This is a genomic window from Sandaracinus amylolyticus (assembly GCF_000737325.1).
GTDB classification, from domain to species: domain Bacteria; phylum Myxococcota_A; class Polyangia; order Polyangiales; family Sandaracinaceae; genus Sandaracinus; species Sandaracinus amylolyticus.
The window spans coordinates 3,537,451-3,563,621 of the sequence record NZ_CP011125.1 but is presented as its reverse complement, the minus strand read 5'-3'; the positions used below and the strand labels follow the sequence as shown (position 1 = coordinate 3,563,621).

General features: G+C 72.1%; 26 protein-coding genes and 1 tRNA gene. 9 read left to right on the top strand and 18 right to left on the bottom strand.

Annotation, left to right across the window (positions count from 1 at the left end):
* Window positions 1-104 precede the first annotated feature (104 nt).
* The 3 genes from DB32_RS15035 to DB32_RS15025 all read left to right on the top strand — a co-directional run bounded on the left by DB32_RS15035 (window position 105) and on the right by DB32_RS15025 (window position 2,529).
* The gene (locus DB32_RS15035) at window positions 105-956 is read left to right on the top strand and encodes an NAD(P)H-binding protein (protein ID WP_053233151.1); all 852 of its coding nucleotides are present in this window, start codon (window positions 105-107) and stop codon (window positions 954-956) included.
* Window positions 957-1,007: 51 nt separating this feature from the next.
* Window positions 1,008-1,667 carry a TetR/AcrR family transcriptional regulator gene (locus tag DB32_RS15030; RefSeq protein ID WP_053233150.1) on the top strand — a complete coding sequence of 220 codons (660 nt, stop codon included), beginning with the start codon at window positions 1,008-1,010 and terminating at the stop codon, window positions 1,665-1,667.
* A 97-nt stretch (window positions 1,668-1,764) separates the two neighbouring features.
* Complete coding sequence (locus DB32_RS15025; protein WP_053233149.1) at window positions 1,765-2,529, top strand: glucose 1-dehydrogenase; 765 nt, start codon at window positions 1,765-1,767, stop codon at window positions 2,527-2,529.
* On the opposite strand, the gene DB32_RS15020 is transcribed toward DB32_RS15025, so the two are convergent.
* Window positions 2,530-3,936: a S41 family peptidase gene (locus DB32_RS15020; protein ID WP_053233148.1), complete on the bottom strand. Its 1,407-nt coding sequence runs from the start codon at window positions 3,934-3,936 to the stop codon at window positions 2,530-2,532. It abuts the gene before it with no gap.
* A gap of 3 nt (window positions 3,937-3,939) precedes the next feature.
* Window positions 3,940-4,842: a serine O-acetyltransferase EpsC gene (gene epsC, locus DB32_RS15015; protein ID WP_053233147.1), complete on the bottom strand. Its 903-nt coding sequence runs from the start codon at window positions 4,840-4,842 to the stop codon at window positions 3,940-3,942.
* 59 nt (window positions 4,843-4,901) lie between these two features.
* On the opposite strand from epsC, the gene cysM reads away from it, so the two are divergent.
* A complete protein-coding gene (gene cysM, locus DB32_RS15010) occupies window positions 4,902-5,804 on the top strand; it encodes a cysteine synthase CysM (RefSeq protein ID WP_053238821.1) in 903 nt (300 codons plus the stop codon).
* A gap of 5 nt (window positions 5,805-5,809) precedes the next feature.
* Window positions 5,810-6,232, top strand: a complete 423-nt coding sequence (locus DB32_RS15005; RefSeq protein WP_053233146.1) for an OsmC family protein — start codon at window positions 5,810-5,812, stop codon at window positions 6,230-6,232.
* 36 nt (window positions 6,233-6,268) lie between these two features.
* On the opposite strand, the gene DB32_RS15000 is transcribed toward DB32_RS15005, so the two are convergent.
* The 4 genes from DB32_RS15000 to DB32_RS14980 all read right to left on the bottom strand — a co-directional run bounded on the left by DB32_RS15000 (window position 6,269) and on the right by DB32_RS14980 (window position 11,102).
* Entirely contained in the window at window positions 6,269-7,159 is an 891-nt protein-coding gene (locus DB32_RS15000; protein WP_053233145.1) for an STAS domain-containing protein, read from the bottom strand.
* A gap of 333 nt (window positions 7,160-7,492) precedes the next feature.
* Window positions 7,493-7,852 (bottom strand): translation initiation factor, encoded by a 360-nt coding sequence (locus tag DB32_RS14990; protein WP_053233143.1) that lies wholly within the window; start codon window positions 7,850-7,852, stop codon window positions 7,493-7,495.
* An 11-nt stretch (window positions 7,853-7,863) separates the two neighbouring features.
* A complete protein-coding gene (locus DB32_RS14985) occupies window positions 7,864-10,407 on the bottom strand; it encodes a phosphoenolpyruvate carboxylase (protein WP_053233142.1) in 2,544 nt (847 codons plus the stop codon).
* A gap of 83 nt (window positions 10,408-10,490) precedes the next feature.
* Window positions 10,491-11,102, bottom strand: coding sequence for a prolipoprotein diacylglyceryl transferase (locus DB32_RS14980; RefSeq protein ID WP_157069059.1), 612 nt, complete (start codon window positions 11,100-11,102; stop codon window positions 10,491-10,493).
* A gap of 183 nt (window positions 11,103-11,285) precedes the next feature.
* Between DB32_RS14980 and DB32_RS14975 the strand changes: the two genes are divergently transcribed.
* A complete protein-coding gene (locus tag DB32_RS14975) occupies window positions 11,286-12,317 on the top strand; it encodes an NAD(P)H-dependent flavin oxidoreductase (protein WP_053238820.1) in 1,032 nt (343 codons plus the stop codon).
* Here DB32_RS14975 and DB32_RS14970 read toward each other — a convergent pair.
* The 5 genes from DB32_RS14970 to DB32_RS14950 all read right to left on the bottom strand — a co-directional run bounded on the left by DB32_RS14970 (window position 12,307) and on the right by DB32_RS14950 (window position 16,824).
* The gene (locus tag DB32_RS14970; RefSeq protein ID WP_053233140.1) at window positions 12,307-12,936 is read right to left on the bottom strand and encodes a shikimate kinase; all 630 of its coding nucleotides are present in this window, start codon (window positions 12,934-12,936) and stop codon (window positions 12,307-12,309) included. The two genes, DB32_RS14975 and DB32_RS14970, sit on opposite strands and share 11 nt — an antisense overlap.
* A gap of 33 nt (window positions 12,937-12,969) precedes the next feature.
* Window positions 12,970-13,665, bottom strand: coding sequence for a hexitol phosphatase HxpB (gene hxpB, locus DB32_RS14965; RefSeq protein ID WP_205627054.1), 696 nt, complete (start codon window positions 13,663-13,665; stop codon window positions 12,970-12,972).
* A gap of 30 nt (window positions 13,666-13,695) precedes the next feature.
* Window positions 13,696-13,962 (bottom strand): hypothetical protein, encoded by a 267-nt coding sequence (locus DB32_RS46735; protein ID WP_157069058.1) that lies wholly within the window; start codon window positions 13,960-13,962, stop codon window positions 13,696-13,698.
* Window positions 13,963-14,774: 812 nt separating this feature from the next.
* The gene (locus tag DB32_RS14955) at window positions 14,775-15,923 is read right to left on the bottom strand and encodes an RCC1 domain-containing protein (RefSeq protein ID WP_083457394.1); all 1,149 of its coding nucleotides are present in this window, start codon (window positions 15,921-15,923) and stop codon (window positions 14,775-14,777) included.
* A 202-nt stretch (window positions 15,924-16,125) separates the two neighbouring features.
* Window positions 16,126-16,824, bottom strand: coding sequence for a YebC/PmpR family DNA-binding transcriptional regulator (locus DB32_RS14950; RefSeq protein WP_053233137.1), 699 nt, complete (start codon window positions 16,822-16,824; stop codon window positions 16,126-16,128).
* A gap of 107 nt (window positions 16,825-16,931) precedes the next feature.
* Here DB32_RS14950 and DB32_RS14945 point away from each other — a divergent pair, with 107 nt between their 5' ends.
* Window positions 16,932-17,906, top strand: coding sequence for an alpha/beta fold hydrolase (locus DB32_RS14945; RefSeq protein ID WP_157069057.1), 975 nt, complete (start codon window positions 16,932-16,934; stop codon window positions 17,904-17,906).
* Window positions 17,907-18,001: 95 nt separating this feature from the next.
* Window positions 18,002-18,075, top strand: a tRNA-Asp gene (locus tag DB32_RS14940).
* A gap of 74 nt (window positions 18,076-18,149) precedes the next feature.
* Here the strand turns inward: DB32_RS14940 and DB32_RS14935 are convergent.
* From DB32_RS14935 to DB32_RS14910, 6 genes are all read right to left on the bottom strand, one after another.
* Window positions 18,150-19,451: a hypothetical protein gene (locus tag DB32_RS14935; protein ID WP_053233135.1), complete on the bottom strand. Its 1,302-nt coding sequence runs from the start codon at window positions 19,449-19,451 to the stop codon at window positions 18,150-18,152.
* Complete coding sequence (locus DB32_RS14930) at window positions 19,433-19,879, bottom strand: hypothetical protein (RefSeq protein ID WP_053233134.1); 447 nt, start codon at window positions 19,877-19,879, stop codon at window positions 19,433-19,435. Before DB32_RS14930 ends, DB32_RS14935 begins: the two co-directional genes overlap by 19 nt.
* A gap of 47 nt (window positions 19,880-19,926) precedes the next feature.
* Window positions 19,927-22,311: an ATP-binding cassette domain-containing protein gene (locus tag DB32_RS14925; RefSeq protein WP_053233133.1), complete on the bottom strand. Its 2,385-nt coding sequence runs from the start codon at window positions 22,309-22,311 to the stop codon at window positions 19,927-19,929.
* Between the two features lie 91 nt (window positions 22,312-22,402).
* The gene (locus DB32_RS14920) at window positions 22,403-22,813 is read right to left on the bottom strand and encodes a DoxX family protein (RefSeq protein WP_053233132.1); all 411 of its coding nucleotides are present in this window, start codon (window positions 22,811-22,813) and stop codon (window positions 22,403-22,405) included.
* Between the two features lie 13 nt (window positions 22,814-22,826).
* Window positions 22,827-23,231, bottom strand: a complete 405-nt coding sequence (locus DB32_RS14915) for a VOC family protein (RefSeq protein ID WP_053233131.1) — start codon at window positions 23,229-23,231, stop codon at window positions 22,827-22,829.
* Complete coding sequence (locus DB32_RS14910) at window positions 23,228-23,701, bottom strand: helix-turn-helix domain-containing protein (protein ID WP_053233130.1); 474 nt, start codon at window positions 23,699-23,701, stop codon at window positions 23,228-23,230. Before DB32_RS14910 ends, DB32_RS14915 begins: the two co-directional genes overlap by 4 nt.
* A gap of 103 nt (window positions 23,702-23,804) precedes the next feature.
* On the opposite strand from DB32_RS14910, the gene DB32_RS14905 reads away from it, so the two are divergent.
* The gene (locus tag DB32_RS14905; protein ID WP_053233129.1) at window positions 23,805-24,296 is read left to right on the top strand and encodes a hypothetical protein; all 492 of its coding nucleotides are present in this window, start codon (window positions 23,805-23,807) and stop codon (window positions 24,294-24,296) included.
* A 332-nt stretch (window positions 24,297-24,628) separates the two neighbouring features.
* Here DB32_RS14905 and DB32_RS14900 read toward each other — a convergent pair whose 3' ends face one another.
* Window positions 24,629-26,164: a protein kinase domain-containing protein gene (locus tag DB32_RS14900; RefSeq protein WP_075097522.1), complete on the bottom strand. Its 1,536-nt coding sequence runs from the start codon at window positions 26,162-26,164 to the stop codon at window positions 24,629-24,631.
* Window positions 26,165-26,171 lie beyond the last annotated feature (7 nt).

Below are 26,171 nucleotides of genomic sequence, written 5' to 3'. Positions count from 1 at the left end.
GACGAACGGATCGATCTTCAGGCGTTCCAGTCACTGTACGTCCCGATCCATCGTTCTAGGTTGGCTCTCGAGCGCGCGCCAGTGCGCGCCGAAAGGAGCCTCGGATGATCCTCGTGACCGGTGCGAACGGCACCATCGGAAGTGCCCTCGTCGCTCGACTGCTGCAGCGCGGAGAGCGCGTTCGCGCCCTGGTGCGCGACGCGGCGAAGGCCGCGAAGCTCGGGCCCGCGGTCGAGATCGTCGTCGCCGATCTCGCGCGTCCGGAGACGCTCGAGCGCGCGTTCGCGGGCGTCGACCGCGTGTTCCTCGCGACCACGGGGAGCGACCTCCCGGAGCAGGAAGCGAACGCGATCGCCGCGGCGGAGCGCGCCGGCGTCACGCACGTCGTGAAGCTCTCGGTGATGATGCCCGAGGGCGCACCGAAGGTCGGATCCGCGGCGTGGCACGAGGCCAGCGAGCGCACGCTGCGCGCATCGCGGCTCGCGTGGACGATGCTCCGCGGCGGCAGCTTCGCGAGCAATTCGCTCGCGTTCGCCGATCCCTCGAGCCCGCTCGCGTCGGTGCTCGCGCTGGCCGGGGACGGGGCGCTCGCGCACGTCGATCCGCGCGACGTCGCGGACGTCGCGGTCGTCGCGCTCACCTCGGGCACGGCACACCAGGGGCGCACCTACGATCTCACGGGCCCGACGGCGCTCAGCCATCGCGAGGTCGCGCGCGTGCTCGGTGCGATCACCGGCAAGCCGATCGCGCTCCGCGAGCGACCGCCGGCGGAGGTCCGCGACGAGCTGCTCGCGCGCGGCTTCCCCGCGGAGCTCGCGGACGCGTTCGTCGGCGCGATGTCGGCGGTGCGCGAGGGCATCTGGAACCAGGTCTCGCCCGACGTCGAGCGCGTGCTCGGTCGACCGCCGCGCTCGTTCGAGCAGTGGGCGCGCGATCACGCGCACTTCTTCGCTTGATCCGTTCTCGCTTGCGCGAATGACCGGCCGGTCATATGACTGGACGGTCACATGCCGACGCCCACGTTCTTCCGGCTGCCCGACGAGAAGCGCGAGCGCTTCGTCGACGAGGCGATCAACGAGTTCGCGGATCGCAGCTACGCCGAGGCGTCGCTCTCGCAGATCGTGAAGCGCGTCGGCATCGCGAAGGGCAGCGTCTACCAGTACTTCGCGGACAAGCTCGACCTCTATCGCTGGCTCCTCATCGAGGAAGTGCCGCGCCGCCGGCGCGAGTTCGTCGGCGTGATCGACGACGCCGACACCGACTTCTGGGCCGCGCTCGAGACGCAGATCGAGCGCGGCATGGCGTTCCTCGTCGAGCACCCGAAGCTCGCGCGGATCACCGCTGCGGCGGCCGATCCCACGGCGCACGAAGAGGTGCGCGGGCTGCATCGCGCGGTGTGCCAGGCGGGCGAAGCGGAGCTCGAGCGCTCGCTCGAGCGCGGCATCCGTCGCGGCGCGATCTCGAAGGACGTCGACCCGAAGATCGCGGTGCACTTCGTCACCGCGATCACCGGGCCCGGCCTGACCAACGTCGTGCTGCAGGAGCTCGGCGCGGACCTCCACGAGATCCTCGCGTCCGACGAGCTGCGGCGAAAGCTCGATCCGCGACGTCGGCGACGGCTCGCGAAGCAAGCGCTGCTGCTGATCCAGCGCGGCCTCGGCGCGTAGTCGCGCGTCGCCGATCACGACCTTTCGGACCGCCGGACGGGCGGCAATGGCGCCGTCCGTCCGTCGTGTCCGCGAGAACCGAAAGGAAGCCACGAACATGCTGAGCTACGACTTCTCCGGCCGCGTCGCGCTCGTCACCGGCGGCACGTCCGGCATCGGTCGCGCGACCGCCCTCGCCTTCGCGCGCGCCGGCGCCGATGTGGTGATCGCGGCGCGCGACGAGGCGCGCAGCGCCGACGTGCTGCGCGAGATCGCGGCGCGCGGCGTGCGCCCGCTCTTCACGCGCATGGACGTGCGCGACGAGGCTTCGATCGCGCGCGCGATCGAGGCGATCGCGGCGCGCTTCGGGCGCCTAGACGTCGCGGTCAACAACGCGGGCGCGGGCGGCGACATGCAGCCGCTCGAGACCGCCGACCAGGCGATCTTCGACGACACGATGGCGATCAACGCGCGCGGTACGTGGCTCGCGATGCGCCACGAGATCCCGCTGATGCTGAAGAGCGGCGGCGGCGCGATCGTGAACGCGAGCTCGATCTACGGCGTCGCCGGGAAGGCCGCGCACCACGCGTACGTCGCGTCGAAGCACGCGGTGCTCGGGCTCACGAAGTCGGTCGCGCTCGAGTACGCGTCGCGCGGCATCCGCGTGAACGCGCTGTGCGCCGGCGTCACGCGCACGCCTGGGATGCGCGCGGCCGAGAGCGTGGTGCCCGAGATCGTGCAGGCGCTCGTCGCGCAGCACCCGATGGGCCGCATGGCGAGCGAGGACGAGGTCGCGGCCGCGGCGGTGTGGCTCTGCTCGGAGGGCGCGGGCTTCGTGACCGGCGCGCCGCTCCACGTCGACGGCGGCTTCCTCGCGGCGTGATCAGAGCGCGTCGAGATAGGGATCGCTGCCCGCGAGGAACTGCGCCTCGTCGTAGGCGACGGCGCGATGCGGGACGTGCCCGCGTCGGGCCTCGCACCCCGCGACCTCGACGTGCGTGAGCTCGAGGATCGACGTCAGCACCACGGCGCCCAGCGCGCGCGTCGTGTAGAGCACCGGCATCTCGCCGACGTGGCGCCCGCACTCGCCGCCGGTCTCTTCGCCGATCAGCTCGGCGTCCGGGCGGAACGCGCGCAGCGCGGTGATCATCTCGACCGCCGCGGAATTCGTGTGCCCGTCGACGAACGCGACGACGCGCCCGCGATGTCCCGCGCCGTGCGGCGTCATCATCGACGCGAGGGGATCTCCCTCGCGGACGAAGCGCCCTTCCTCGTTCGGCGCGCCGGGGAAGAGGCTCGCGAGCGCGTCTTCGGGCACGTACGGGAACGACACCTGCGCGCGGTGGGCGTCGGGGATGCGCGTGACGCGCGTCTCCAGACGCGCCCACTGCGCGTAGGCGCGTCCGAGCACGTGGTTGAGCACCGCGATGCCGTGCGTGCGGAACCCGCCTTCGTTGCCGCGCACGTCGAGCACCAGCGTCGCGTCGGGATCGATCGCCGCGAAGATCGCGTCGACACGGCGGCGGTACTCGTCGTGCTCCGCGATGCCGAACGACGGCATGCGCAGCAACACCGTCGTCTCGTCGATCTCGACCACGAACGGCCATGGCTGCGCCTCGCTCGAGCGCGGTCCCCACACCGCCGCGGAGCGACGCGCGCCGTCGAGCGTCGCGAGCACGTCACGATCGACGCCGTCGAGCTCGACGTCGCGCTCGGTGCCGTCGGGCTCGCGCACCCGCACCAGGTACGTCTCGCGCGTCGCGCGCGCGACGTGGAAGTGACGCGCGAAGCCGCGCTCGAGGGCGGCGCGACGCGCGCTCTCGTGCGTCCCGTCGGCGAGCACCATCCCCTCGAGCTCGCTCCAGAGCGCGTCGATCGGCTCTCCGTCGATCGCGATCAGCGCCGTGCCGTGCGGCAGCTCGGGCGACGACGCGTCCACGAAGAACGTGTCCCCCGCGCGCTTCGGCAAGAGCGGCAACAGCGACAGCGGGCCGGTCTGGAACGCGGGCAGCGCGATCGCGACGTGCCCGTCGTGGAGCTGCGCGAGCACGCGATGCATCGCTCGACCGAGCTCGACGTCGGTCGCGTCCTCCATCTCGTCGAGGTGCGCCGCTTCGTCCTCGACCAGCGCGTCGAACGTGTCGCGATCGACGTACGCGTGCGGACGCGGGTGCACGTCGAGCACGAAACGCGCGAGCGCACGAAGATCGCTCGCCGCGCTCGGAGGTGGCGCGCTCGCGCCGCACGACGCGAGCGCCATCGCGAGCACGACGAGCGCGACACGCCGCATCGCTCAGGTCTCTTCGGGCTCGCTCTTTCCGCGCCCGAACACCTTCGAGCCCGGCGGCACGCTCTTCGTGAGCCACACGTTGCCGCCGATCACCGAGCCGCGGCCGATCACCGTGTCGCCGCCGAGGATCGTCGCGCCCGAGTAGATCGTGACCTCGTCCTCGATCGTCGGGTGGCGCTTCTTGCCCGGCGCGTCCTCGCGGTTCGGCACGCTCAGCGCGCCGAGCGTGACGTTCTGGTAGAGCTTCACGTCGTCGCCGATCACCGCGGTCTCGCCGATGACGACGCCCGTGCCGTGATCGATGAAGAAGCGCTCACCGATGCGCGCGCCCGGGCTGATGTCGATCCCGGTCCGCGCGTGCGCATGCTCGGTGAGGATGCGCGGCAGCATCGGCACGCCCGCGCCGCTCAGCCGATGCGCGATGCGGTACGCGGTGACCGCCTCGATCGACGGGTACGAGAAGACGATCTCCTCGATGTTCTTCGCCGCGGGATCACCGTCGTACGCGGCGCGCACGTCGCCGTTGAGCGTGCGCCGCAGCGCGGGCAGATCGCGGAAGAGCCCGAGCACGACCGCCTCGCCGGAGCCCGCGGGCAGCACGCGATCGGTGCGGCCCATCCAGTGATCGTAGGTGAGCGCGCGCTCGATCTGCTCGACGAGCAGCTGATGCGCGGCGTGCAGGTGGGTCGCGATCGCGTGGCGCAGCGAGTCGCGGTGGAGCCCGCGCGTCGCGTAGAACCCCATGAAGAGCACGGGCTTCAGGTGATCGAGGGCCTCGATGACGGCGCGCTTGCTGGGGAGCGCCGCGCTCTCGAGGTTGTCGATCTCGAGCTCACCGGTGTAGCTCGCGACCACTCCGTCGATCGCATCCTCGAGCTCGCGGTAACGCTTGGGGTCGGCTCGCATACGTCGGAATCGAGCTAACGTAGCTGGCGACGAGGAGCGCGGCGAGCGGCGAAATGGACGTGAAGTCGATCCTGGATCGAGTCGGGAGCACACCCCTGGTGACGCTGCAGACGGGCGTCGATCGCGCGGGCATCCGCCTGCTCGGCAAGCTCGAGGGCAACAACCCGGGCGGCAGCGTGAAGGATCGCCCTGCGCGATCGATGATCCTGCGCGCCGAGGCGCGCGGCGATCTCCGCCCGGGCATGAAGCTCATCGAGCCGACGAGCGGGAACACCGGCATCGCGCTCGCGATGATCGCGGCCGCGCGCGGCTACGCGATCGAGCTGGTGATGCCCGCCAACGCGACCGCGGAGCGCGTGAAGCAGATGCGCGCGCTCGGCGCGACCGTGATCCTCACGCCGGCCGACGCGGCCATGGAGGGCGCGATCGATCACGCGCGCGAGAAGGTCGCAGCCGGCGGCTACCTGATGCTCGACCAGTTCGGCAACGCCGACAATTGGCGCGCGCACTACGAGTCGACGGGCCCGGAGATCTGGCGCGACACCGACGGGACCATCACGCACTTCGTGAGCTCGATGGGCACCACGGGCACGATCATGGGCACGTCGCGCTTCCTCAAGGAGCAGCGCGAGAGCGTGCAGATCGTCGGATGCCAGCCCACCGAGGGCTCGAGCATCCCGGGCATCCGTCGCTGGCCGATCGAGTACCTGCCGAAGATCTACGAGCCCGAGCGGGTCGATCGCGTGATCGACGTCGATCAGCGCGACGCGGAGCGCACGTCGCGCGACCTCGCGCGGCGCGAGGGCGTGTTCGTCGGCGCGAGCTCGGGCGGCGCGGCGTGGGCCGCGCGCCAGGTGTGCGCGGACCTCGCGCGCGAAGGACGCGACGGAGTCGTCGTGTGCATCCTCTGCGATCGCGGCGATCGGTACCTGTCGTCTCCGCTCTTCGAGACCCAGGACTGAGCGCGATGGCGAAGACGATGCGGGTACGGCTCGATCGGATCGGCACCGCGGCGTTCCGCGCGGTGGCCGAAGGATCGGGCGGCGAGGTCGTGGTCGACGGATCGCCGGAGATCGGCGGCGAGGGCCGCGGGATGCGACCGATGGAGGTGATGCTCACCGCGATCGCGAGCTGCGGCGCGATGGACGTCGTGCACATCCTCCGCAAGCAGCGCGAGCCGCTCGAGTCGCTGCGCGTCGAGATCGAGGGCGATCGTGCCGACGCGACGCCGGCTCCGTTCACCGCGATCCGCATCGTGTTCGTCGCCAACGCGGCGGTGGACGGGCACAAGCTCGAGCGCGCGGTGTCGCTCGCGGTCGAGAAGTACTGCTCCGCGACCGCGAGCCTCGATCCCGCGATCACCGTGCGGTTCGAGAGCCGGCGCGAGTGACGCGAGCGCTACGGATTCCGTAGCGCTCGCCCACCATCAACGACGAGCCGCGCGACGCTCCGGGCGCTCGCTCCGCCCGACCGCGTCGAGCGCGTGGCGGAGGTTGCGCTGCGTCTCGAGCCCGCCGAAGTCGCCGCCGAGCTCGACGAGCATCTGAGCCACCGCGGGCTGCAGACCGCTCAGGATGCAGCGCGAGCCGAGGAGCTCCACCGCGCGCGCGAGCTTCGCGAACCGGTCCGCGGTGCCGGTGTCCATCAGCTCCACGCCGGTCAGATCGACGATCACGTGCTTCGCGCGCGTCCGCACGATCTCGTCGAGCAGGCGCTCCGACATCTGCGCGCTGCGCTGGGTGTCCACGATGCCGATCACCGGCAGCACCAGCACGTCCTCGCGCACCTCGAGCACCGGCGTCGAGAGCTCGTCGAGCGCGACGCGCAGGCGCTCGATCAGCTCGCGGTTCTCGAGCTCGCGCGTCGCGAGCGCCTCGTTGCGCGCCGCGAGATCCGCCTCGAGCTCCATCCGCTCGGTCACGTCGCGGAAGATGACGATCGCGCCGCCGCCCGCGAGCGGTCGCGCCTGGCCCGCGAGCATGAAGCCCCTGCCGCGCGCGTCGACGAACCAGAGCAGCTCGCTGTCGACGTACTCGCCCTTCATCGCGCGCATGCCGCCGGTCTCCTCGATCGGCATCGGCGTCACGCGATCGGGCCGGAAGAACTGCGACTCCTGCTTCCAGTCCGCGACCTTCGAGCGGTCGTCCTCGAGCATCGCGCGCGCGGCGGGGTTCTGCTGGCGCGTGCCCTGTCCGTCGAAGACGAGGATGCCGTCGGGGCTGTGCTCGATCAGCGCCGAGAGCAGGTCTCTCGCGCGCGCGAGCTCCGCTTCGAGCTCGGCGATGCGTTGCTGGTCCGGATTGGTCGCTGCGTTCATCGGTGCCCGTTCTCCCTCACGCGCGCGAGCTCGCGCTCGGGCGTGCTCTGTCGGTCCGCGGGCGACGGCTCGGGCCGCGGCGACGCGTCGCGCGGGGTCTCCTCGGCCGTGCGCTCCGAGGCGGGCTCGGTCGCGGGGGGGAGCTGGGGGCGGAGGCGTCGCGTCGGACGTCGGCTTCGGTCGTCGCTCACGCGCGGGCCCGTGAGCATTCCGAGTGCCACCGGTACAAGGGCACAATTCCCTAAATGTTTCGCGATCGCGGCGCGCGCGGACTTCCGTGTTCGAAATGGCGGAGTTTCGCTTTCGGAATCCGATTCCGCTATCGCGAGATTTTCAGGACCCGAGCACGACGCGCTTGGCGCCGCGCTGCTCGAGCCACTGCTTGATGCGCGGGCCGTGCTCGCCCTGCACGACGATCTCGCCGTCCTCGATCGTCGCGCCGGTGCCGAGCGCGTGCTTGAGCTCTTTCGTGATCGCCTCGAGCGCGTGCTCGGCGATGCCGGCGATCGTCGTCACGGTCTTGCCGCCGCGTCCCTTGCGGCTCTTCGCGACGACGATCTTCGCGGCGAACGGATCCTTCGCGGCGGGCGCGCTCGGCGCCGGCGCGGGCGCGCGCTCGGGGCCTGCGGGGAGCGCGTCGCGCAGCGACGCGAGCGAGGAGAACGGCGAGCTCGGCTTCTTGGGATCGGCCACGGCCGCCAACCTTAGCCTGCGTTGCGCACGCCCGCGGCGATGCCGTGGACCGAGAGCAGCAGCGCGCGCTCGAGCTGCGGATCGAGCTCGCCCTCGCCGCCGGCGCGCACGCGGCGGAGCAGCTCGACCTGGAGCCGATGGATCGGCTCCACGTACGGGTTGCGCAGCTCGATCGAGCGCGCGATGCGCGGCTCGTCCTTCAGCAGCGGCCCCTCGATCACCTCGCACACGCGCGCGATCGTCTCCTCGCGCGCCTCGAGGACGCGACGCGCGAGCTCGTCCTCGCCGGGCGCGAGCGCGAGGTACGCGCGGAAGATCGCGTCGTCGCTCATGGCGAGGCTCATCTGCGCGTTGTCGAGCATCGTGCGGAAGAACGGCCACGTCCGGTACATCTCGCGCGCGCGCTCGACGCCGATCTCGCGCAGCGCGACGTGCACGCCGTACCAGCCCGGCACGTTCGCGCGGTTCTGGGTCCACGACATGACCCACGGGATCGCGCGCAGGTTCGCGAGCGTCGGCGGGCCGGGGCGACGCACCGGACGCGACGCGATGCGCAGGTGCGCGATCTCGTTGATCGGCGTGACCGCCTCGAAGAACGCGAGGAAGCGCGGGTGCTCGACGAGCTCGCGATACGTGCGCGCGCTCGCGTCGGTCGCGCGCGCCATCGCGTCGGTCCACTCGGTGGGCAGCACCTCGCGCGGTGCCGCTGCCGCGACGAGCAGCGCGTAGAGGCCCTGCTCGAGGTTGCGCCGCGCGCGCTCGGGGTGGCTGTACTTGTCGGCGAGCGCCTCGCCCTGCTCGGTGATGCGCAGCCCCGCGCCGATCGTGCCCGCGGGCTGACCGAGGATGCCGCGCACCATGGGCCCGCCGCCGCGCCCGATGCTGGTGCCGCGGCCGTGGAAGAAGCGGAAGCGCACGCCCGCGGCCTCGCACACTTCCGCGATGCGCCGCTGCGCGTCGTAGAGCGACCAGTACGCGGCGAAGAAGCCCGCGTCCTTGTTGCTGTCGCTGTAGCCGATCATCACCTCCTGCACGTCGGTGCCGAGGTGCGCGCGGTACGCGGGGATCGCGAGCACGTCGCGCAGCACGGCGGGCGCGCGCTCGAGATCGGCCTTGGTCTCGAAGAGCGGGACCGGGAGCACGCGCACGCCGACCTCGCGCGCGAGGATCAGCACCTCGAGCAGATCCGAGACGTCCTCGCTCATCGAGGTGATGTAGCGACCGAAGGCGCGCAGCCCGGCGCGATCGATCGCGTCGCGCGTCGCGCGCAGCGGGCCGAGCACGAGCTCGAGCTCCGGAGGCGGCACCTCGCCGACGCCGAGCAGCGGGCGCTTGGTCTTCAGCTCCTCGACGATCACCGCGCGCTTGCCGTGCTCGTCGAGCGACGCGTAGCCGGGGCGCCCTCCGCGCTCGAGCAGCTGCGCGACCGCGGCGCCCGTCTTGTGCGAGTGCTCGCGGACGTCGAGCGAGACGAGGTGCGTGCCGAAGACGCGCGCGCGCACTCGCAGCGGCATCGCGAACGCGTCGGCGCTGCGGCGCTGTCCCGCGGCGCGCAGCGTCTCTTCGATCTCGGTCAGCGCGCGCACCGGCTCGATCGGGCTCGTCGCGGCGTCGTCGTCGAGCGCGTCGTACAGCGCGCGCAGCGCGGCGCGCCACGGCTCTTCGTCGTCGCCGAGCTCCGCCGGGACCGAGTGCACGCGCGACGCGTGCTGGCTCAGGCTCGTGAACGCGTCGTCGATGCACTCGCGCAGCATCGCGCGCGCGCGCTCGGTGTGGAGCTCGAACGTCTCGCGCGTGACCTCGGGCGTGACGTTGGGGTTGCCGTCGCGATCACCGCCCATCCACGAGCAGAGCGCGAGCGGGAGCGGGAGCGACGCCGGCGCGCCGTACACCGCGTGGAACGCGCGCGAGAGCTCGCGCGCGAGCTGCGGGAGCACCGACGCGATCACCGGCACGTACGCGAGGCCGCCCTGCACCTCGTCGCGCACGGTGGGCTGCACGCGGCGCAGCTCGAGCGTGCCCCAGAGCGCCTCGACGTGCGCGGTCACGCGCTCCAGCGCATCGGGATCCGAGAGGCGCGGGATCTCGGCAGCGATCGCGGCGAGGTGCTCGCGCAGCGTGCGCCGCCGCATCTCGGTCGGGTGCGCGGTGAACGTGAGCCCGAGCTCGACGCGCTCGACCAGCGCGCGCGCCGCGTCCGCATCGAGGCCTCGCGCCGCGAGCGCGCGGAACGCCTCCTCGAGGCCCTCCTTGCGCGGCCCGGGACGCTCGGCGACGCGCCGCACGCGCTCGTTCTCCTCCGCCATGTTCACGAGCTGGAAGTACATCGAGAACGCGCGCACCAGCCCTTCGGCGTCGCCGGGAGAGACCGACGCGAGCCGCGTCTGCAGCGCGGTCGTGTCGGCACCGCGCGCGTCCGCGCTCGCGGCGCGCAGCGCCTTGGTGCGGGTGCGGACCTCCTCGACGAGCTCGAAGAACGGCACGCCTTCCTGCTCGCGCAGCACCGTCCCGAGCACGCGCCCGAGCACGTTCACGTCTTCGTTGAGGGTGCTCATGCGGACGGAGAGGAGCGCGCTCGGCGCGCACGGTCAACCACGCACGACGACCAATCGTGCTCCTCGCCTGTGACCGGTGTCGCTCACGCGCGATCGCGCGAGCGGCCACGACGCCGCGACGACGACGCGGGCGCGCTCGGGCGCTCGCGCGGGCCACGACGCGGCTCGGGCTCGCGCTTCGCCGGAGGCGCGCTCTCGGCCGCGACGTCCTTCTCGCGCATGGCGATCCGCTCGCGGCTCGCGCGCTCCAGCTCGCGCGCGTCGATCGGCGTCTCGTCGGCCTCGATGGGCTCCGACGAGGGCGCATCGGGCGCGCCGCTCGCCGTCTCACCGTGCGACGCGCGCTTCGCGGCCTCTTCGAGCGCGATCACGCGCGCACCGAAGCGCGCTGCTGCGCGTCGTGAGACATCCGTCCGCGGCGACGCGACGCGCCACTCGACGAACGCCGCCATCGTCTCCTCCGCGGCGCGACGCAGATCGCTGCCGGGCGCCAACCGCTTGGTCGTCTCGCGCAGCATGTCCACCGCTGCGTCCATCGACTGCGCGATCGCGAGGGCCTGTTTGAGGTCGAGCTCTCCGCCGAGCATCGCGCGGCGCATGCGGTCGTACGCGTCGCGGAGACCGCGCGCGCAGAGCCGCGCGCGCCACGCCTCGAGCACCACGGGCTCGCGCTCCGATTCCTGCTCCGTTGCCACGACGCTCGGTTCTGCATGTCGCGTACCGCGGAGCGAGCCGCGTTTCCCGAGCGCGCTCGCGAGGTTGCGCGCGGTGCGCGGAGCGGCGCGCCGCGCGACCTCGCCCCGGCGTAGCGTCACGCCTCGCCGCGCGCGCGGGCCCCGAGCCTGGCGATGCGGCGCGCGCGACCGCATCGTGTGCGCATGTCGACGCTCTTCGGCACGCCGCTGCCCCTCGTCCTCGCGCCGATGGCCGGGCCCGGCACGCCCGCCTTGGTGAGCGCGGTGTGCGGAGCCGGCGGGCTCGGCTCGCTCGCCGGCGGATACTCGGCGCCGGACGCCATCCGCGCGGAAATCCGCGAGGTGCGCGCGCGGACCGATCGGCCGTTCGCGGTGAACCTGTTCGTGCCGAGCGAGGCCGCGATCGCCGGCGACGCGCGGCTGCGCGACGCGCGCGACGCGCTCGCGCCCTACCGCGAGGCGCTCGGGCTCGACGCTGGCGCGCTCGACGTCTCGTCGCCGTCGTTCGACGCGCAGCTCGCGGTCGTGCTCGAAGCGCGCGTTCCGTTCTTCTCGTTCACGTTCGGCATCCCGCGGCCCGATGCGCTCGACGCGTGCCGTCGCGCGGGCATCACGACGATGGGCACCGCGACGAACGTCGCGGAGGCGCGCGCGCTCGAGGCGGCAGGCGTCGACGTGATCTGCGCACAGGGCTCGGAAGCGGGCGGTCATCGCGGAGGATTCCTCGGCGGCGACGCGGGCTCGCTCGTCGGCACGATGGCGCTCGTGCCCGCGATCGTCGACGCCGTGAAGCGTCCGGTGATCGCCGCCGGCGGGATCATGGACGGGCGTGGCGTCGCGGCTGCGCTCGCGCTCGGCGCGTCGGCGGTGCAGCTAGGGACCGCGTTCCTGCGCTGCCCGGAGGCGGGCACCAGCGCGCCGTATCGCGAGGCCCTCGCGCGCGCCGACGAGACGTCGACGACGATCACGCGCGCGTTCACCGGCAAGCCCGCGCGCGGCATCGCGAGCCGCTTCACGCGCGAGATGGAGCGCGCGCCGGTCGCGCCCTACCCGCTCCAGCACGCGCTCACGCGCGAGCTGCGCGCCGCCGCCGCGCGCGCGGGTGACGCGGAGCTGCTCTCGCTCTGGGCGGGCCAAGGCGTCGCGCGAGCGCGTGCGCTGCCCGCCGCGGAGATCGTCGCGTCGATCGCGCGCGAGGCGGGGCTCACGCGCTGATGCGCGCGAGGAATCCGTCGACGCCGGGGTCGTTCGCCTCGAGCTCGGCGCCGTCGATCACGACGTGCGCGAGCGCCGCGTACCGACGCTCGCGCCACGCGAGCAGCGACGCGTAACATCGCGGCAGCGCCTCGCGCGGCGCCTCGCCGGTCGCGCATGCGAACGCGTCGCCCCACACGACCGGCTTCGGCTCCTCGAGGTAGCGCCGCAGCATCGCCTCGCGCCGCGCCTCGGGCGTCCGGAGGTACACCACGCGGCCCACGCTGCGCAGCCGATCGAGCAGCGCGTCGGGCAGGTAGATCACGCTGCCCGTGGTGTCGATGACGTGGCGCCGACCATCGCGGCACGCGTCGAGCGCCTCGCGCGTCACCGTCTCTTCGAGCGCGAGATAGCGCGCCTCGCGCGCCGCGTAGCCCTCGCTCCACGGCATGCCCATCCAACGCCCGAGCGCGTGCACCGGCTCTTCGCCCGGCGACGGCGTGACGATCGACGAGAGGCGCGCGCCGATCTCTCCGTCGCAGTCGTGGCGCACGTAGCCGCGCTGCTCCGCGAGCCGGCGCGCCCAGAAGCTCTTGCCCACGCCGGACATGCCCACGAGGACCAGCGGCTCGACGCTCATGCGCGCGAGCCTGCGCCGCTCGCGCGCGGCGCGCTACCGAACGCGCTCGATCATCGTGCCGAGCGTGCGCGCGTCGAGCGCATCGAGCGAGGGCAGCACGAGATCGGCGAGCGCGAAGCGCGCATCGGTGCGCTCGGGCACCGCGATGCACGCCATGCGCGCCGCCTTCGCCGCGACGAGCCCGTTCAGCGAGTCCTCGAAGACGAGGCACGACGTCGGTGCGATCCCGAGCTGCTCCGCGGTGCGCAGGAACACCGCGGGATGCGGCTTGCCGTAGGGCTCGCGCTCGGCGCTCACGACGAGCTCGAAGCGCTCGCGCAGCCCGAGCCGCGCGAGCGCCGCCTCGATGAGGCGCAGCGGTGAGGACGACGCGACCGCGAGCCGGAGCCCCGCGCGCGCGCAGAGGTCCACCGCATGCGCGCCGCCCGGCTTCGCCGGCGCTTCCTCGCGGAGCAGCGACACCATGCGATCGACGATGCGCGACGTGATCTCCGCGACGCTCGGCGCGCCCCACGGATGCTGGCGATGCCGGAACGCGACGACCTCGTCGATGCGCAGCCCCGTCGTCTCCTCGCACTCCGCGTCGGTCAGGTGCAGGCCCACCGTCGCGAAGTGCTCGATCTCCGCGCGCCGCCAGAGCGGCTCGCTGTCCACGAGGAGCCCGTCGAGATCGAAGATCGCAGCGCGCAGCACGGGCGCGAGCATGGCCTCGTTCGCACCGTGGGTCACGCGGGAGCACCGCGCCCCGGCGCGTTCGACTCACTCGACGCCGGTCACCGCGGTCAGCGTCCACGCCCGGTCGAACGGCGAGTCCACCTCGTACGCCGTGTAGAGCGCCCCCGAGCTCCCGAGGACCACCCACGACTGCCGCGTTCGCGGCGCCCAGTCGAACGTGCGGACGCCGGCCGTCACCGTCGCGGTGATCGACTCGGGCGCCGTGATCACCGTCGTCGACGCGGTGCCGAGGCTCGGGATGTCGGTGACCATCGCGATGTCCGCGGCGGTCGAGAGCCCGTTGTGGATCACGATCGTCTCGGATCGCGACGGCGCCGCCGGTCCCGAGCAGCACCCACGGCACCGGATCGGGCGCGGGCGCTGCGACGACGACGGGCTCGGCAGGTTCCGCGGGCTCGGCCGTCTCCGCGGTCGCGGGCTCGACGTCGGGCGTCGCATCCGGGCCCGCCTCGCTCACCTCGGCTCGCGCGATCGACGCGCGCAGGATCGCGAGCCGCGCCGTGATCTCCTCGCGCTGCGCCGCGTCCGGCACTGCGGCGATGTACTGCTCGAAGGCCGCCACCGCGTCGGCGCCGTGTCGGAGACGATCGTGCGCCTGCCCGATGTTGTAGAGCAGCTCGGGGCGGCCGCTCAGCTCGTACGAGCGCCGAAAGTACCCGAGGGCGTCCTCGTACCGCCCGTCCGCGACCGCCGCCGCGCCCGCCTCGAACAGCGAGCGCGCCTCCGTGTCGACGCGCGCCGCGGATGACGACGCCTGCGCCTCCGCCGTGGTCGACGCGAGCACGACTGGGACCCCTGTCAGCAACGAGCACGAGCACCGCGAGCGAGCGACGGTTCATCGCGGCCGAGAGTGCGCGAGATCCCGTCAGGACGATCTCGATCGTCCCGCTCCGGCCTGACATCCATCGGGGACGATTTCACTCGCCCGTCGCTGGATTCGAAGCGCATCTCGGCAACTTCACTCGCCGTTCTCCGGACTCGAATTTCGGCGCGACGACTTCGATCGTCGCTTCGCGCCGTGAGATCGTCGATGCGCGAGCACGGTCGTCGTGGTGCGCGCTCGGCGCGTTCCACGACGACCGACCCGTCTCCGACGCGCGCGCTCAGCTCGGAGGCAGCGCGTCGATCGGCGTCTCGTGCGTGTCGTTCGTGCCGTCGCCGATCTGTCCCGCCTCGTTCGCGCCCCAGCAGCGCGCCGTGCCGATGCGGTGCACCGCGCAGCCGTGACGCGCGCCGATCGTGACCACGCTCGCCTCGTCGAGGATCGGCACCAGCGCCTTGTCCACGCCGTAGCCCTCGCCCCAGCACGCGACGTCGCCGAACGCGACGCGACCACACGTGCGATCGCCGCCGAGCGTGAGCACCGAGCGATGCTGCACCGAGGGCGCGAGCCGATCCTCGCGCGTGCCGTCGCCGAGCTGGCCCGCGGAGTTGTCGCCCCAGCACACCGCCTGCGTCGTCGCGTCGATCGCGCAGGTGTGCGCGCGCCCGGTGCGGACCGCGATCATCCCGTGCAGGCCGAGCGGCGTCGCCTCGGTGCGCGCGATGCGCGTTCCGTCGCCGAGCTGACCGTCCGCGTTGTCGCCCCAGCACGCGACCTCGCCGTCGGCGCGCACCGCGCACGCGTGCGCATCGCCGACGTCGAGCTCGATCGTGCGCGTCGCGCCCACGATGCGTCGCGGCATCGGATCTCCGGCGCCCCAGCAGAGAACGTCCCCCTCGCGCGTCGCCGCGCAGGTGCGATCACCGCCCGCCGCGATGTCGACGAGCACCTCGCGCGCTCGCACCATCACCGGCGCGCCGCGCGCCTCGGTCGTGCCGTCGCCCAGCTGTCCGCGATCGTTCGCGCCCCAGCACCACGCCGCGCCCTCGACGTCGATCACGCACGTGTGGTGCGCGCCGGCGTCGATCCCGATCGCGCCGCGGATGCCTCCGACCAGCGCAGCGCGCGCGCGCGCGGTCGTGCTCTCGTCACCGAGCTCGTGGTGATCGTTGGAGCCCCAACAATCGACGCTGCCGCTCTCACGCAGCGCGCACGAGTGGGCGTCGCCGACGACCACCCACTCCGGCACGTCGCAGCCCTCCGCGTCGCAGCCCCAGCGACACGGCGCGTCGCACATCGCGCCCTCGACCGCTCGCTCCGTCAGCGTCGGCGCGGGCGCGCCGTCCTCGCTGCCCTCGCCCTGTGCCGCCGCGATCCCACACCCCGAGAGCGCGAGCGCCCCCACGAACCACCAACCCCGTCCCTGCATGGCGGCCCCTCATCGCAAGCTGGGCGCCAACTCGGAATCGCTGTGAATTCCCGGAATTCGGGGAGGGAATCAGAGCGGCCGCTGGTGCATCGCGCGCACCTCCCGGTGCGGCGATGGGGCACGGCGCGACGAACCTCGTCGCACCTCGCCGCACCGTCCACGACGCGCTCTCACCGAGCACGTCGTCCCCGCGGCCTGCCCATCAAGCCAGGCCGACGAACACGGCTTCGACGTCGTCGTCGTCGTCGATCGCCGCGAGGAAGGCCTCGACCTCGGCGCGCTTCGTCTCGTCGTCGAGCGTCACCGGGTTCTTCGCCTTCCAGATCAGCTTCGCCGACGACACGGTCCAGCCGCGCTCGCCGAGCGCCTTGCTCACCGCGTCGAGATCGGTCGGCTCCGTGTAGAAGATCGTCCCGCCCTCGTCGGCCTCGAGATCCTGCGCGCCGGCCTCGATGGCCGCCTCTTCGGGATCCGCGCCGCTCGCCGGCGGGCTCGCCTCGATCGCGCCGAGCCGCGAGAAGTCCCACGACACCGAGCCGCTCGCGCCGAGCTGTCCCTTGCGGAACAGCACGCGCACGTTGCTCGACGTGCGGTTCTTGTTGTCGGTGAGGCACTCGACGATCACCGGCACCTGGTGCGGCGCGAAGCCCTCGTAGACGACGGTCTCGTACTGCGCCGCGCCCTCGAGCAGGCCCGCGCCCTTCTTGATCGCACGCTCCATCGTGTCGCGCGTCATCGACGCCTTGCGCGCGGCCTCGACCGCCATGCGCAAGCGCGCGTTCGTCGCGGGATCGGCGCCGCCACGCGCTGCGATCTGGAGCTCCTTGGCGAGCTTGGAGAAGACCTTCCCCTTCGCGTTCGCCGCCGCCTCACGACCCTTCTGCTTCCATTGCGCGCCCATGATCGGCCGGCGTTAGCACCGCGCGAGCGCACGCGCGAGCGAGGCCGCGCACGAGTGTCGCTCGGCGCCACGTCGCGGGCTCCGCCGCCGGGCCTACGGTGATCCTCATGCAGTGGGTGGGCGCGCTCGCCGGTCGCATCGAGGACGCGTTCGGCCACGCGTGGTCGCTCGGCGAGCTCGGCCTCGCGCTCACGCGCGTCGACGAGATCCTCCGCGATCCGCACCACCGCACGCTGCACGAGGACGTCGCGACGAACGGCTTCCACGCGCCGTTCGACGACGGGGCGCTCGACCTCGCGATCGCGCGCGACGGCGCGATCCACGGCACGAACCCGTACCAGCGCGTCTGCGGCAGCCGCGGCGATCGCGTGATGGGCTTGCTCGAGCGCGCGCCGCGCAACCCCGGACGGCGTCTGCTCGTGGTCTGTCATTGCTATGGCGTGCCCTCGCCGCCGGTGATGCGGCGTCTCTTCGAGCTGCGCGGGCTCGACGTCGACGTCGTGACGAACGTGATGGGCCACCACCAGCCCGGCACGTACCCGGCGTGGCCGGGCAGCGGGCTCGTGAGCGCGCGGCTCTCGCGCTTCGTCGAGAACCTGCGGTGCGCGGTGACGGGGGCGCGCGCGCTGGTGCGCTGGCTGCGGATCCACGAGGGCTACGAGCGCGTCGCGGTGGTCGGGTTCTCGATCGGCGGGCAGCTCGCGCTGCACCTCGCGCACACCGGAGACGTCGACGACGCGGTGCTCTACTGCCCGGTGACGAGCCTCGCGACGACGGCGCGCGAGCTCGGTCTGATGCGGCACGTCTCGCCGGTGATCACACCGCTGCTGGAGCGGGTGCACGGCTCGAGGTTCGAGGAGCTGCTCGCGCTCGCCGATCCGCTCGCGATGCGGCTCGCGATCGACGAGGAGCGCATGCACGTGATCGCGCAGCGCCACGACGCGCTCGCGCGGCTCGCGCAGATCGAGGCGATCCGGCGGAAATACCCGCGCGTTCGGTGGACGCTGCTGCCCGGAACGCACTTGCTTCCGCTCGGTCTGCGCGAGGTGCGGCGCGCGGTGCGCGACGCGCTCGTGGGGTGACGAAAAGAATTTCGCGCACGCCGTTGACAGCCCGATCGGCCATGCTACTAACCGCCTCCCGACGGCGACGGCCCGAGGGAAAAAGAGTCCCGATTGGGGTGGTAGTTAAGTCGGTTATAACGCCGGCCTGTCACGCCGGAGGCCGCGGGTTCGAGTCCCGTCCACCCCGCTTCGAAGCCCTCGCAGAAATGCGAGGGCTTTGTCGTTTCTAAAGCCCGTCGTTCCGAGAGCTCGCGTCTCTCGTCAGAACGGCACGTACTCGACCCGGTCGTCGATCGAAGGCAGCAGCTCCAGCTCCTCGGCGACCTGCACGTCGTCGCCGCAGCGCTCGCCGTAGCGATAGCGCGCAGAGGTCGTGCTGCTGCGCTCGGGGCGCTCGGCGTCGCGCGCATGCTCGACGACATCAGCGGCGACGATGCGGCCTCGGTCGTCCAGCGTGCGCGTCAGCGCGCGCGACCACGCACCGCGCTCGGTCGTGTCCTCGTCGGGATCGTGGAAGACGTACGTCGAGGACTCTCGGAGGACGCGCCCGCGTGGGTCGCGCTCGATCAGGGTCTCGGACGTCGAGTACCGAGAGCGGTAGGTCACGCGCGACACGCGACCTTCGGCGTCGCGCGTAATCGACACGACCGTCTCCACGCCGTCGTCGGTCCTGCGGTACTCGATCGCGCGCCCATGCGCGTCTCGCTCGGTCACACCGCTCGACGGAAATCGCTCACCCACGCGCGCGCGGCGGGGCGGGGCCGCCGCGCGGTGCCAGGTGACGGCCGCCAGCTCTCCCGCGTCGTCGTACTCGAGCTCGTGCTCTTCCACGTCGCTGCGACCGTCGGGCCCCGACGCCTCGCGCCGGACGTGCACCACGCGAGCGTGCGCGTCGATCCGCTCGGTGGTGGAGGTCCTCCAGCGCTCTCCCTCGCGCGCATGCACGTCCTCGGTGCGGCGCGTGCGACCGGTCTCGTCGATCGACGCCGTCGACTCCTCGCTCGCGCCGCCGTGCCGCCCGATCGCGCGCTGCTCGACACCGTCCCCGCGCTCCTCGCGCTCGAGCCGTGTCTCGCGCGCCGACCCGCCCCTCTCGATCAGCAGGTACGCGGTCTCGGCGGATCGCTCGTACGTGCGTGAGATCAGCGCGCCCTCGGGCACGGTGCGGAAGCTGGGATGCGCGAGCGCGCGGAGCGCGGCAGCCACGTCGAGCGCGGCATCTCCGGGTGGGCCCTCGAGCGTCGCGTGGAGCGCTTCGGGGCCACGGACCAACGCGGCGCGCGCAGACACACTCCCATCCGAGCGCACCGTCACGACGGCGCGCGCGTCCGCGCCGATCCAGTGCGCGACGTCGCGAGCACGGCCGTTCTCTTCGACGTGCCCCTCGACCACGCAGACGTCGTCGCAGCCGCCGGCGCATGCGCTCCATCTCTCGAGCACGTCGTCGAGCGCGGTCGCGGTCCAGCCGTCGGCGACCGCCAGCGGTCGCGATGGCTCCCGCTGCGCGCCGCCGCAGCCGATCAGCGCGACGAGCGCGACGGTCGTCAGCGACGTGCGAGCCATCGGCGGCGAGCCTGGAGGAGCAGGTGCGGGAGTGGCTCGCTCGCGGACAGCGAGAACGAGCAGAAGTGTTGTGTGAGCCGCGCGCGGCGCCGAGCGAGGAACGCGACGTACCGATCGCCGACCGACGAAGGACCGTGCGGCATGCTGTTGCACGTGTGGTGGTCGAACACGATCTCGTCGCCGTCGGCGATCGCGGTCTCGGTCGAGAACACGCGCACCACGCGCGCGCGGATGGGCTGTGAGGTCGGGTCCGCGTCGGGATCGCGCGGCGGTCCGACCTCGATCACCTGGATCTCGGCGACGAGCGCAGCCGCTTCGAGCGCGCCCTCGACGGTGCCGCGAGCGCACGAGCACGCGCTCGCACGCTCGGTGCAGAGCAGCGCGCCCGTGACGACGAACGCGATGACGAGCGCGCGTGAAGAACCCATCGCGGCGATGATCGCCTGCGGGCGCTCGATGCGTCGTGGTGGTTCGCTCAGCGCGCGCGAGCGGCCTTCGCGCGCACGCCGACGAACTCCGCGAGGTGCTCGCCCGTCAGCGTCGAGCGCGCCGCCACCAGGTCCGCCGGCGTGCCCTCGAACACGATGCGCCCGCCGTCGTGCCCCGCGCCCGGACCGAGATCGATGATCCAGTCCGCGTGCGCCATCACGGCCTGGTGGTGCTCGATCACGATCACCGACTTGCCGGAGTCCACCAGTCGATCGAGCAGACCGAGCAGCTGCTGCAGGTCGGCCAGGTGCAGACCCGTCGTCGGCTCGTCGAGCACGTACACGCCGCCGTCCTCGCCCATGTGCGTCGCGAGCTTGAGCCGCTGCCGCTCTCCGCCCGAGAGCGTGGGGAGCGGCTGCCCGAGCCGCAGATAGCCGAGCCCCACGTCGGACATGCGCGCGAGGATCGCGTGCGCAGCCGGCGTGTGCGCCTTGCCCGCGCCGAAGTACGCGAGCGCTTCCTCGACCGACATGTCGAGCACCTCGGCGATGTTCTTCCCGCCGAGCTTGTACTCGAGCACCGACGCCTGGAACCGCTTGCCCTCGCAGTCCTCGCACACCGTGCTCACGCCCGCCATCATCCCGAGGTCCGTGTAGATCACGCCCGCGCCGTTGCAGGTCGGGCACGCGCCCTCGGAGTTGGCGCTGAAGAGCGCGGGCTTCACGCCGTTCGCCTTCGCGAACGCCTTGCGGATCGGCTCGAGGAGATCGGTGTACGTCGCGGGGTTGCTCCGACGCGATCCGTGGATCGCGCTCTGATCGATCGACACGACTCCGTCGCGACCCGAGACCGAGCCGTGGATCAGCGAGCTCTTGCCCGAGCCCGCCACGCCGGTGACGACGACGAGCACGCCGAGCGGGATGTCGACGTCGACCTTCTTCAGGTTGTGCGTGCTCGCGCCGCGCACCTTCAGCACGCCGGACGGCTTCCGCACCGACGGCTTGAGCGACGCGCGATCGCTGAGGTGACGCCCGGTGAGCGTGCCGCTCTTGCGCAGACCGTCGACCGTCCCCTCGAACACCACCTCGCCGCCCGCGGTGCCGGCGCCGGGGCCGAGGTCGACGACGTGATCGGCGATCACGATCGTCTCGGGCTTGTGCTCGACGACGAGCACGGTGTTGCCCTTGTCGCGCAGCCGCCGCAGCAGATCGTTCATCCGCTGGATGTCGTGCGGGTGCAGCCCGATCGTCGGCTCGTCGAACACGTACGTCACGTCGGTGAGCGACGAGCCGAGGTGGCGGATCATCTTCGTGCGCTGCGCCTCACCGCCCGAGAGCGTGCCCGACGGACGATCGAGGCTGAGGTAGCCGAGCCCGATCTCGACGAACGAGTCGAGCGTGTGCCGCAGCGCCGCGACGAGCGGCGCGACCGACGGATGGTCTACGCCGCGCACCCACTCGGCGAGATCGCTGATCTGCATCGCGCAGACGTCGGCGATGTTCTTCCCCTTGATCTTCGAGGATCGCGCGGCTTCGCTGAGCCGCGTGCCCTCGCACTCGGGGCACGTGGTGAACGTGACCGCGCGCTCGACGAACGCGCGGATGTGCGGCTGCAGCGAGTCGACGTCCTTCGAGAGGTAGGACTTCTGGATCTGCGGGATCAGCCCCGCGTACGTCAGGTTGATCCCGTCGACCTTGATCTTCGTCGGCTCCTTGTGGAGCAGGTCGTGGAGCTCCTTCTTGTTGAACTTCCGGATCGGCTTGTCGGGATCGAAGAAGCCGCAGCCGCGGAAGATGCGGCCGTACCAGCCGTCCATGCTGTAGCCCGGGATCTTCAGCGCGCCGTCGTTGAGCGACTTCGTGTCGTCGTAGAGCTGCGTGAGATCGATGTCGCTCACCGCGCCGCGTCCCTCGCAGCGCGGGCACATGCCGCCGGTGCGCGTGAACGTCTCTCGCTCGGTCTTGCGATTGCCCTTCTCGACGGTGATGACACCGGTGGCGCGCACCGAGGGCACGTTGAACGCATACGCGCTCGGCCCGCCGATGTGCGGCTTCGCGAGCCGGCTGAAGAGGATGCGCAGCATCGCGTTCGCGTCGGTCGCGGTGCCGACGGTCGAGCGCGGGTCCGCGCCCATGCGCTCCTGGTCGACGATGATCGCGGTCGTCAGCCCGTCGAGCACGTCGACCTCGGGCCGCGCGAGCGTCGGCATGAAGCCCTGCACGAACGCGCTGTACGTCTCGTTGATCAGCCGCTGGGACTCCGCCGCGATCGTGCTGAACACGAGCGAGCTCTTGCCCGACCCCGAGACGCCGGTGAACACCGTCAGCCGGCGCTTCGGGATCTCGACGCTGACGTCCTTGAGGTTGTTCTCGCGCGCGCCCTGCACGCGGATGAGATCGTGGCTGTCTGCGTGGTGCTTGGAAGTCGGCATGGGTGCTCGATGATGGCTCGCGGAAGGTGGTCCGACCGCGGGTGAAGGTCCGAGGGACGGGCCCGCAGGTCGGTCGAACGTCGGAGCGCGGTCAGGCCTTCGGCAGGCGCCGCCAGAAGAAGTACGAGAGCGCCCAGAGCACGCCGGTCCCGACGGCCCAGCCCCACGCGTCGGGGCCATCGCCGACCGAGACGTGCGCGACGATCGCCGACACGAGCGTGATGGCGAACCCGGCGTACGCCCACTCCTTCAGCCGCGCCGGGACGGGCGCGAGGAGCAGCCCCACGCCGAGCAGCTTCGCCCACGAGAGCTGCACTCGGAAGTAGTCGGGGAACCCGAGGTGCGCGAACGCGTCCGCGACCTGCGGCAGGCGCAGCTGCGCGTACGCGGTGAAGCCCATCTGCAAGCAGAAGAGCGCGGTGACGACCCAGTACGCGATGGTCTCGGCGCGACGCGCGGTCGGCGCGACGACGAGGCTCGGCTTCGGCAGCGTGGCTTCCATGTGCATCGCTCCTTCAGCGCGCCTGGACCAGCTTCCAGCCGTTGCCCGAGGGATCGCGGAAGCTCGCGTCGACGCTCCCGAAGCGCGCGACCGGCTCCTGCGTGAACTCGACGCCGCGCGCCTTCATGCGATCGAACACCGCGCGCACGTCGTCGACGACCATCACGAGCGGAGGCATCGCGCCCTTCGCGACGGCCTCGCGCAGCGTCTGCGCAGTCGCTTCGTCGACCGTGGGCGGACCGGGAACGAAGAGACCCAGCTGGAACGACGGCTGATCGGGGTGCTGCACCGTCAGCCAGCGATAGTTGCCGTTGCGCGCGTCGGTGTGGACTCGGAATCCGACCTTCTCAGTGTAGAAGGCGAGCGCCTCGTCCTGATCGTGCACGTAGAGACCGATGACCTGAACGCCCTGGCTCATGTGACCTCCGTGTTGTCGAGGTCTTTCGTACCGCCGGCCTCGTTCCGTCGCTTCTCCGAAACTGCGATCGTGAGATCCGGGCGGTGCGCGGCGTGGAGGAAGCACGCGGGCACGCTCTCGAGATCGTGCGGTGTGGCCTTCGCGCGGGCGCGGAAATCACCGGGGCTCTCGTCGGCGACGTCGCGGAACGTGCGGCCGAAGGTGCCGAGGCTCTTCCAGCCCGTCCGGAACGCGATCTCGGTGATCGGCAGGTCGGTGTCGCGGAGGAGCGCCTTCGCGCGCTCGATGCGAAGCGTGAGCAGGTAGCGATGCGGCGGGACGCCGAACGCCTCCTTGAACGACCGCGCGAAGTGGGCCTCGGAGACGCCGCTCACGCGCGCGAGGCGCGAGACCGGCCAGTCCTCGTGCGAGGCGGCGTCCATCCGATCCTTCGCGCGGAGCAGCCTCCGCAGCAGCTCCGGGTCCTGCATCGGTCGAGTCCGACGCGTACTGTACCAGAACGTGATCCGGGCCCACGGACCCGGGGTGATCGTGCGTTGACGTCGTCGTGCGCGCGGCGGTAGAAGCGCGCGGATGCCGGAGCTCCAGCAAGGGACGATCACGCCCGAGACGATCGCGACGTGGCAGCGCAGCGGTGGCAAGGGCGGTGGGCGGATCGCCGGAGGTCGCTCGCTCTCGAAGCGATACGCGGAGTGGCACAACGCGCGCTTCGTGCCCGCGGTGAGCGAAGCGGAGATCGAGAGCACGGACGCGTGGCAGTCCGCGTATCCCGCCTCGAGCAAGCGCGGCGCGAAGAAGCCGGTGAGCGTTCGCCCGAAGCGCGCGCCGATGCGCGAGTACTTCCACGTGTCGGATCACGAGCGCGAGATGCTCGTCGCGTTCCGGCTCCTCGCGCCCGAGCGGCAGGAGCAGATCGCGACGGAGATCGAGGCCGAGTCGCGGGAAGCAGCAAAGGCGCGCGAGGTCGACGACGCGCTCGAGGCGCTCGCGAAGCTCGACCCCGAGCTCGCGGAGGCGGCCCGCCGTCACGCCGCGAAGCGCACGAAGAACGCGAAGACGGCCTGAGCCTCACACGACCGAGCGCGCGAGGCGCTCGGGCCCGCGAGCGCGTCGAGCAGCGACTCCGCTGCTTCGACGACGAGCTCGTGGTGACGAACGAGCCAGGGAGGAGCGCCCCGCGAAGCAAGCCACCCGAGCGCCTCGCGTGGCGTCGTCGGCGGCGCCCCTCGGCCCGGGATCAGTGGCTGCCCATCTTCTGCCCGAGCACGCAGGCGACGAAGGTCAGAGCAGGGACGCCGAGCGAGAGGAGCACGTACACGAGCGTGAAGTTCATGGCGGGCCGTAGTAGGCCGTCCGCCGGGCCGGAGCGCAAGCAGAACGCTGACGAATCTCGCCTCTCAGCCAGGCGGCGGCGTGAGCTCGACGAACGCGCGCTCGGTCTCGCCGGCGCCGACGCGGATCGTCTGCGAGACGAGCGGGCGCTCGAACCCGGCCTCGATGCGATGCGAGCCCGGCGCGACCGCGACGTCCACGGGCGCTCGGCCCATGTAGCGTCCATCGATCCACACGACGCCCCACGGCGCGACGCTGACGCGGAGCATGCCGTCGGGCTCGGCCACCGCGGCGGGAAGCTCGGGCGCGGTCGCGGCGGGAGGCGCGCGATCGGGCTCGCGATGGCGCGATGCGCGACGTGGGCGCGGGGCGGGCTCGGGCGTCTCGGTGGGTGGGGCCACGGGCTCCGGGGGCGCCGCGGCGGGCTCGGGCTGGTGCACCGCCGGCGTGATCGGCGCGTCGACACGCGGCGGCGTCGAGACTGCGCTGCGAGCGGGCATGACGCTGGGCGTCCTCGGGAGCGCGACGGCGATCGCGATCGATGCTGCGACGATCGTGATCATCGCCGCGATCCCGAGCGCGACGCGGCGCATCGTCGAGCGCGTGGTCGCGACGGGCGGGAGCGCGACATGTGGTCCCGGCGCATCGATCGCGGTCGTCGCGCCGGCGAGCGGCTCGAGCGGCGTCGCGAGCGCCTCGACCTCCGCGATGCGCACGAGATCGGCGAGCTGGCGGCGCGCGGTCGGTGGCGGCGCGACCTCCGCGAGCGCATCGATGAGCGCAGCGGCGCTCGCGAACCGCGCGTCGGGCTCGGGTCGCAGGAGGCGCTCGATCGCGGCGACGAGCGCTGCCGGCGCATCGGGACGGAGCGTCGCGAGCGACGGATGACGTCCCGTGATGATGCGATGACACGTGTCGAGATCCGTCACGCCGGCGAAAGGACGCTCTCCCGCGAGGCACTCGAAGAGCAGCACACCGAGCGCGAAGAGATCACTGCGCGCGTCGAATCGCCCGGTGAGCTGATATTCGGCGGGCAGATAGGGCACCTTGCCCTTGATGACGCCGGTGCGCGTCTTCAATCCATCCGCGACCGGACCGACCGCCTTCGCGATGCCGAAGTCCGACAGCTTCAGCTCGCCCGCACGACTGACGAGCACGTTCGACGGCGACACGTCGCGATGGTGGACGGCGCCCGACGCATGCGTGTGCGCGTGATCGAGCGCGAGCGCGACGTTCTGCCCGATGAACGCGACGAGCGCGGGAGACAGTCGCTCGCCTCGCTGCTGCAGCGTCTCGATCAGTCGCTCGAGGTCCATGCCCTCGACGAGCTCGAGCACCAGGAAGTGCGAGCCGTCGTCGACGCCGAAGTCGAGCACCTGCACGATGTGCGTGTGCCGCAGCTGCGCGGACACGCGCGCTTCCTGGAGGAACTGCGCGACGAAGAGCGCGTCGTTCTCGTGCTCCGGGAGGATGCGCTTGATGCAGACGCGCTGCTCGAACCCTCCCGGCCCGCGACGGACGCCCACGAACGTCTCGGCCATCCCGCCGGCCCCGAGCCGTCGTGAGAGCTCGTAGGATCCGAGCCGGGCGGGCGCGCTCACCGGCGCG

Excerpts from the sequence above, each read along its gene's own strand:
- DB32_RS14955 (WP_083457394.1), bottom strand. The coding sequence starts at position 15,923 with ATGCAGGGACGGGGTTGGTGGTTCGTGGGGGCGCTCGCGCTCTCGGGG.
- DB32_RS14930 (WP_053233134.1), bottom strand. The coding sequence starts at position 19,879 with ATGGGTTCTTCACGCGCGCTCGTCATCGCGTTCGTCGTCACGGGCGCG.
- DB32_RS14905 (WP_053233129.1), top strand. The coding sequence starts at position 23,805 with ATGCCGGAGCTCCAGCAAGGGACGATCACGCCCGAGACGATCGCGACG.
- DB32_RS14910 (WP_053233130.1), bottom strand. The coding sequence starts at position 23,701 with ATGCAGGACCCGGAGCTGCTGCGGAGGCTGCTCCGCGCGAAGGATCGG.
- DB32_RS14920 (WP_053233132.1), bottom strand. The coding sequence starts at position 22,813 with ATGGAAGCCACGCTGCCGAAGCCGAGCCTCGTCGTCGCGCCGACCGCG.
- DB32_RS14925 (WP_053233133.1), bottom strand. The coding sequence starts at position 22,311 with ATGCCGACTTCCAAGCACCACGCAGACAGCCACGATCTCATCCGCGTG.
- DB32_RS15035 (WP_053233151.1), top strand. The coding sequence starts at position 105 with ATGATCCTCGTGACCGGTGCGAACGGCACCATCGGAAGTGCCCTCGTC.
- DB32_RS15005 (WP_053233146.1), top strand. The coding sequence starts at position 5,810 with ATGGCGAAGACGATGCGGGTACGGCTCGATCGGATCGGCACCGCGGCG.
- DB32_RS15020 (WP_053233148.1), bottom strand. The coding sequence starts at position 3,936 with ATGCGGCGTGTCGCGCTCGTCGTGCTCGCGATGGCGCTCGCGTCGTGC.
- DB32_RS14935 (WP_053233135.1), bottom strand. The coding sequence starts at position 19,451 with ATGGCTCGCACGTCGCTGACGACCGTCGCGCTCGTCGCGCTGATCGGC.
- DB32_RS14945 (WP_157069057.1), top strand. The coding sequence starts at position 16,932 with ATGCAGTGGGTGGGCGCGCTCGCCGGTCGCATCGAGGACGCGTTCGGC.
- DB32_RS14985 (WP_053233142.1), bottom strand. The coding sequence starts at position 10,407 with ATGAGCACCCTCAACGAAGACGTGAACGTGCTCGGGCGCGTGCTCGGG.
- DB32_RS14975 (WP_053238820.1), top strand. The coding sequence starts at position 11,286 with ATGTCGACGCTCTTCGGCACGCCGCTGCCCCTCGTCCTCGCGCCGATG.
- DB32_RS14950 (WP_053233137.1), bottom strand. The coding sequence starts at position 16,824 with ATGGGCGCGCAATGGAAGCAGAAGGGTCGTGAGGCGGCGGCGAACGCG.
- DB32_RS15030 (WP_053233150.1), top strand. The coding sequence starts at position 1,008 with ATGCCGACGCCCACGTTCTTCCGGCTGCCCGACGAGAAGCGCGAGCGC.
- DB32_RS14970 (WP_053233140.1), bottom strand. The coding sequence starts at position 12,936 with ATGAGCGTCGAGCCGCTGGTCCTCGTGGGCATGTCCGGCGTGGGCAAG.
- DB32_RS14915 (WP_053233131.1), bottom strand. The coding sequence starts at position 23,231 with ATGAGCCAGGGCGTTCAGGTCATCGGTCTCTACGTGCACGATCAGGAC.
- DB32_RS15000 (WP_053233145.1), bottom strand. The coding sequence starts at position 7,159 with ATGAACGCAGCGACCAATCCGGACCAGCAACGCATCGCCGAGCTCGAA.
- epsC (WP_053233147.1), bottom strand. The coding sequence starts at position 4,842 with ATGCGAGCCGACCCCAAGCGTTACCGCGAGCTCGAGGATGCGATCGAC.
- DB32_RS15025 (WP_053233149.1), top strand. The coding sequence starts at position 1,765 with ATGCTGAGCTACGACTTCTCCGGCCGCGTCGCGCTCGTCACCGGCGGC.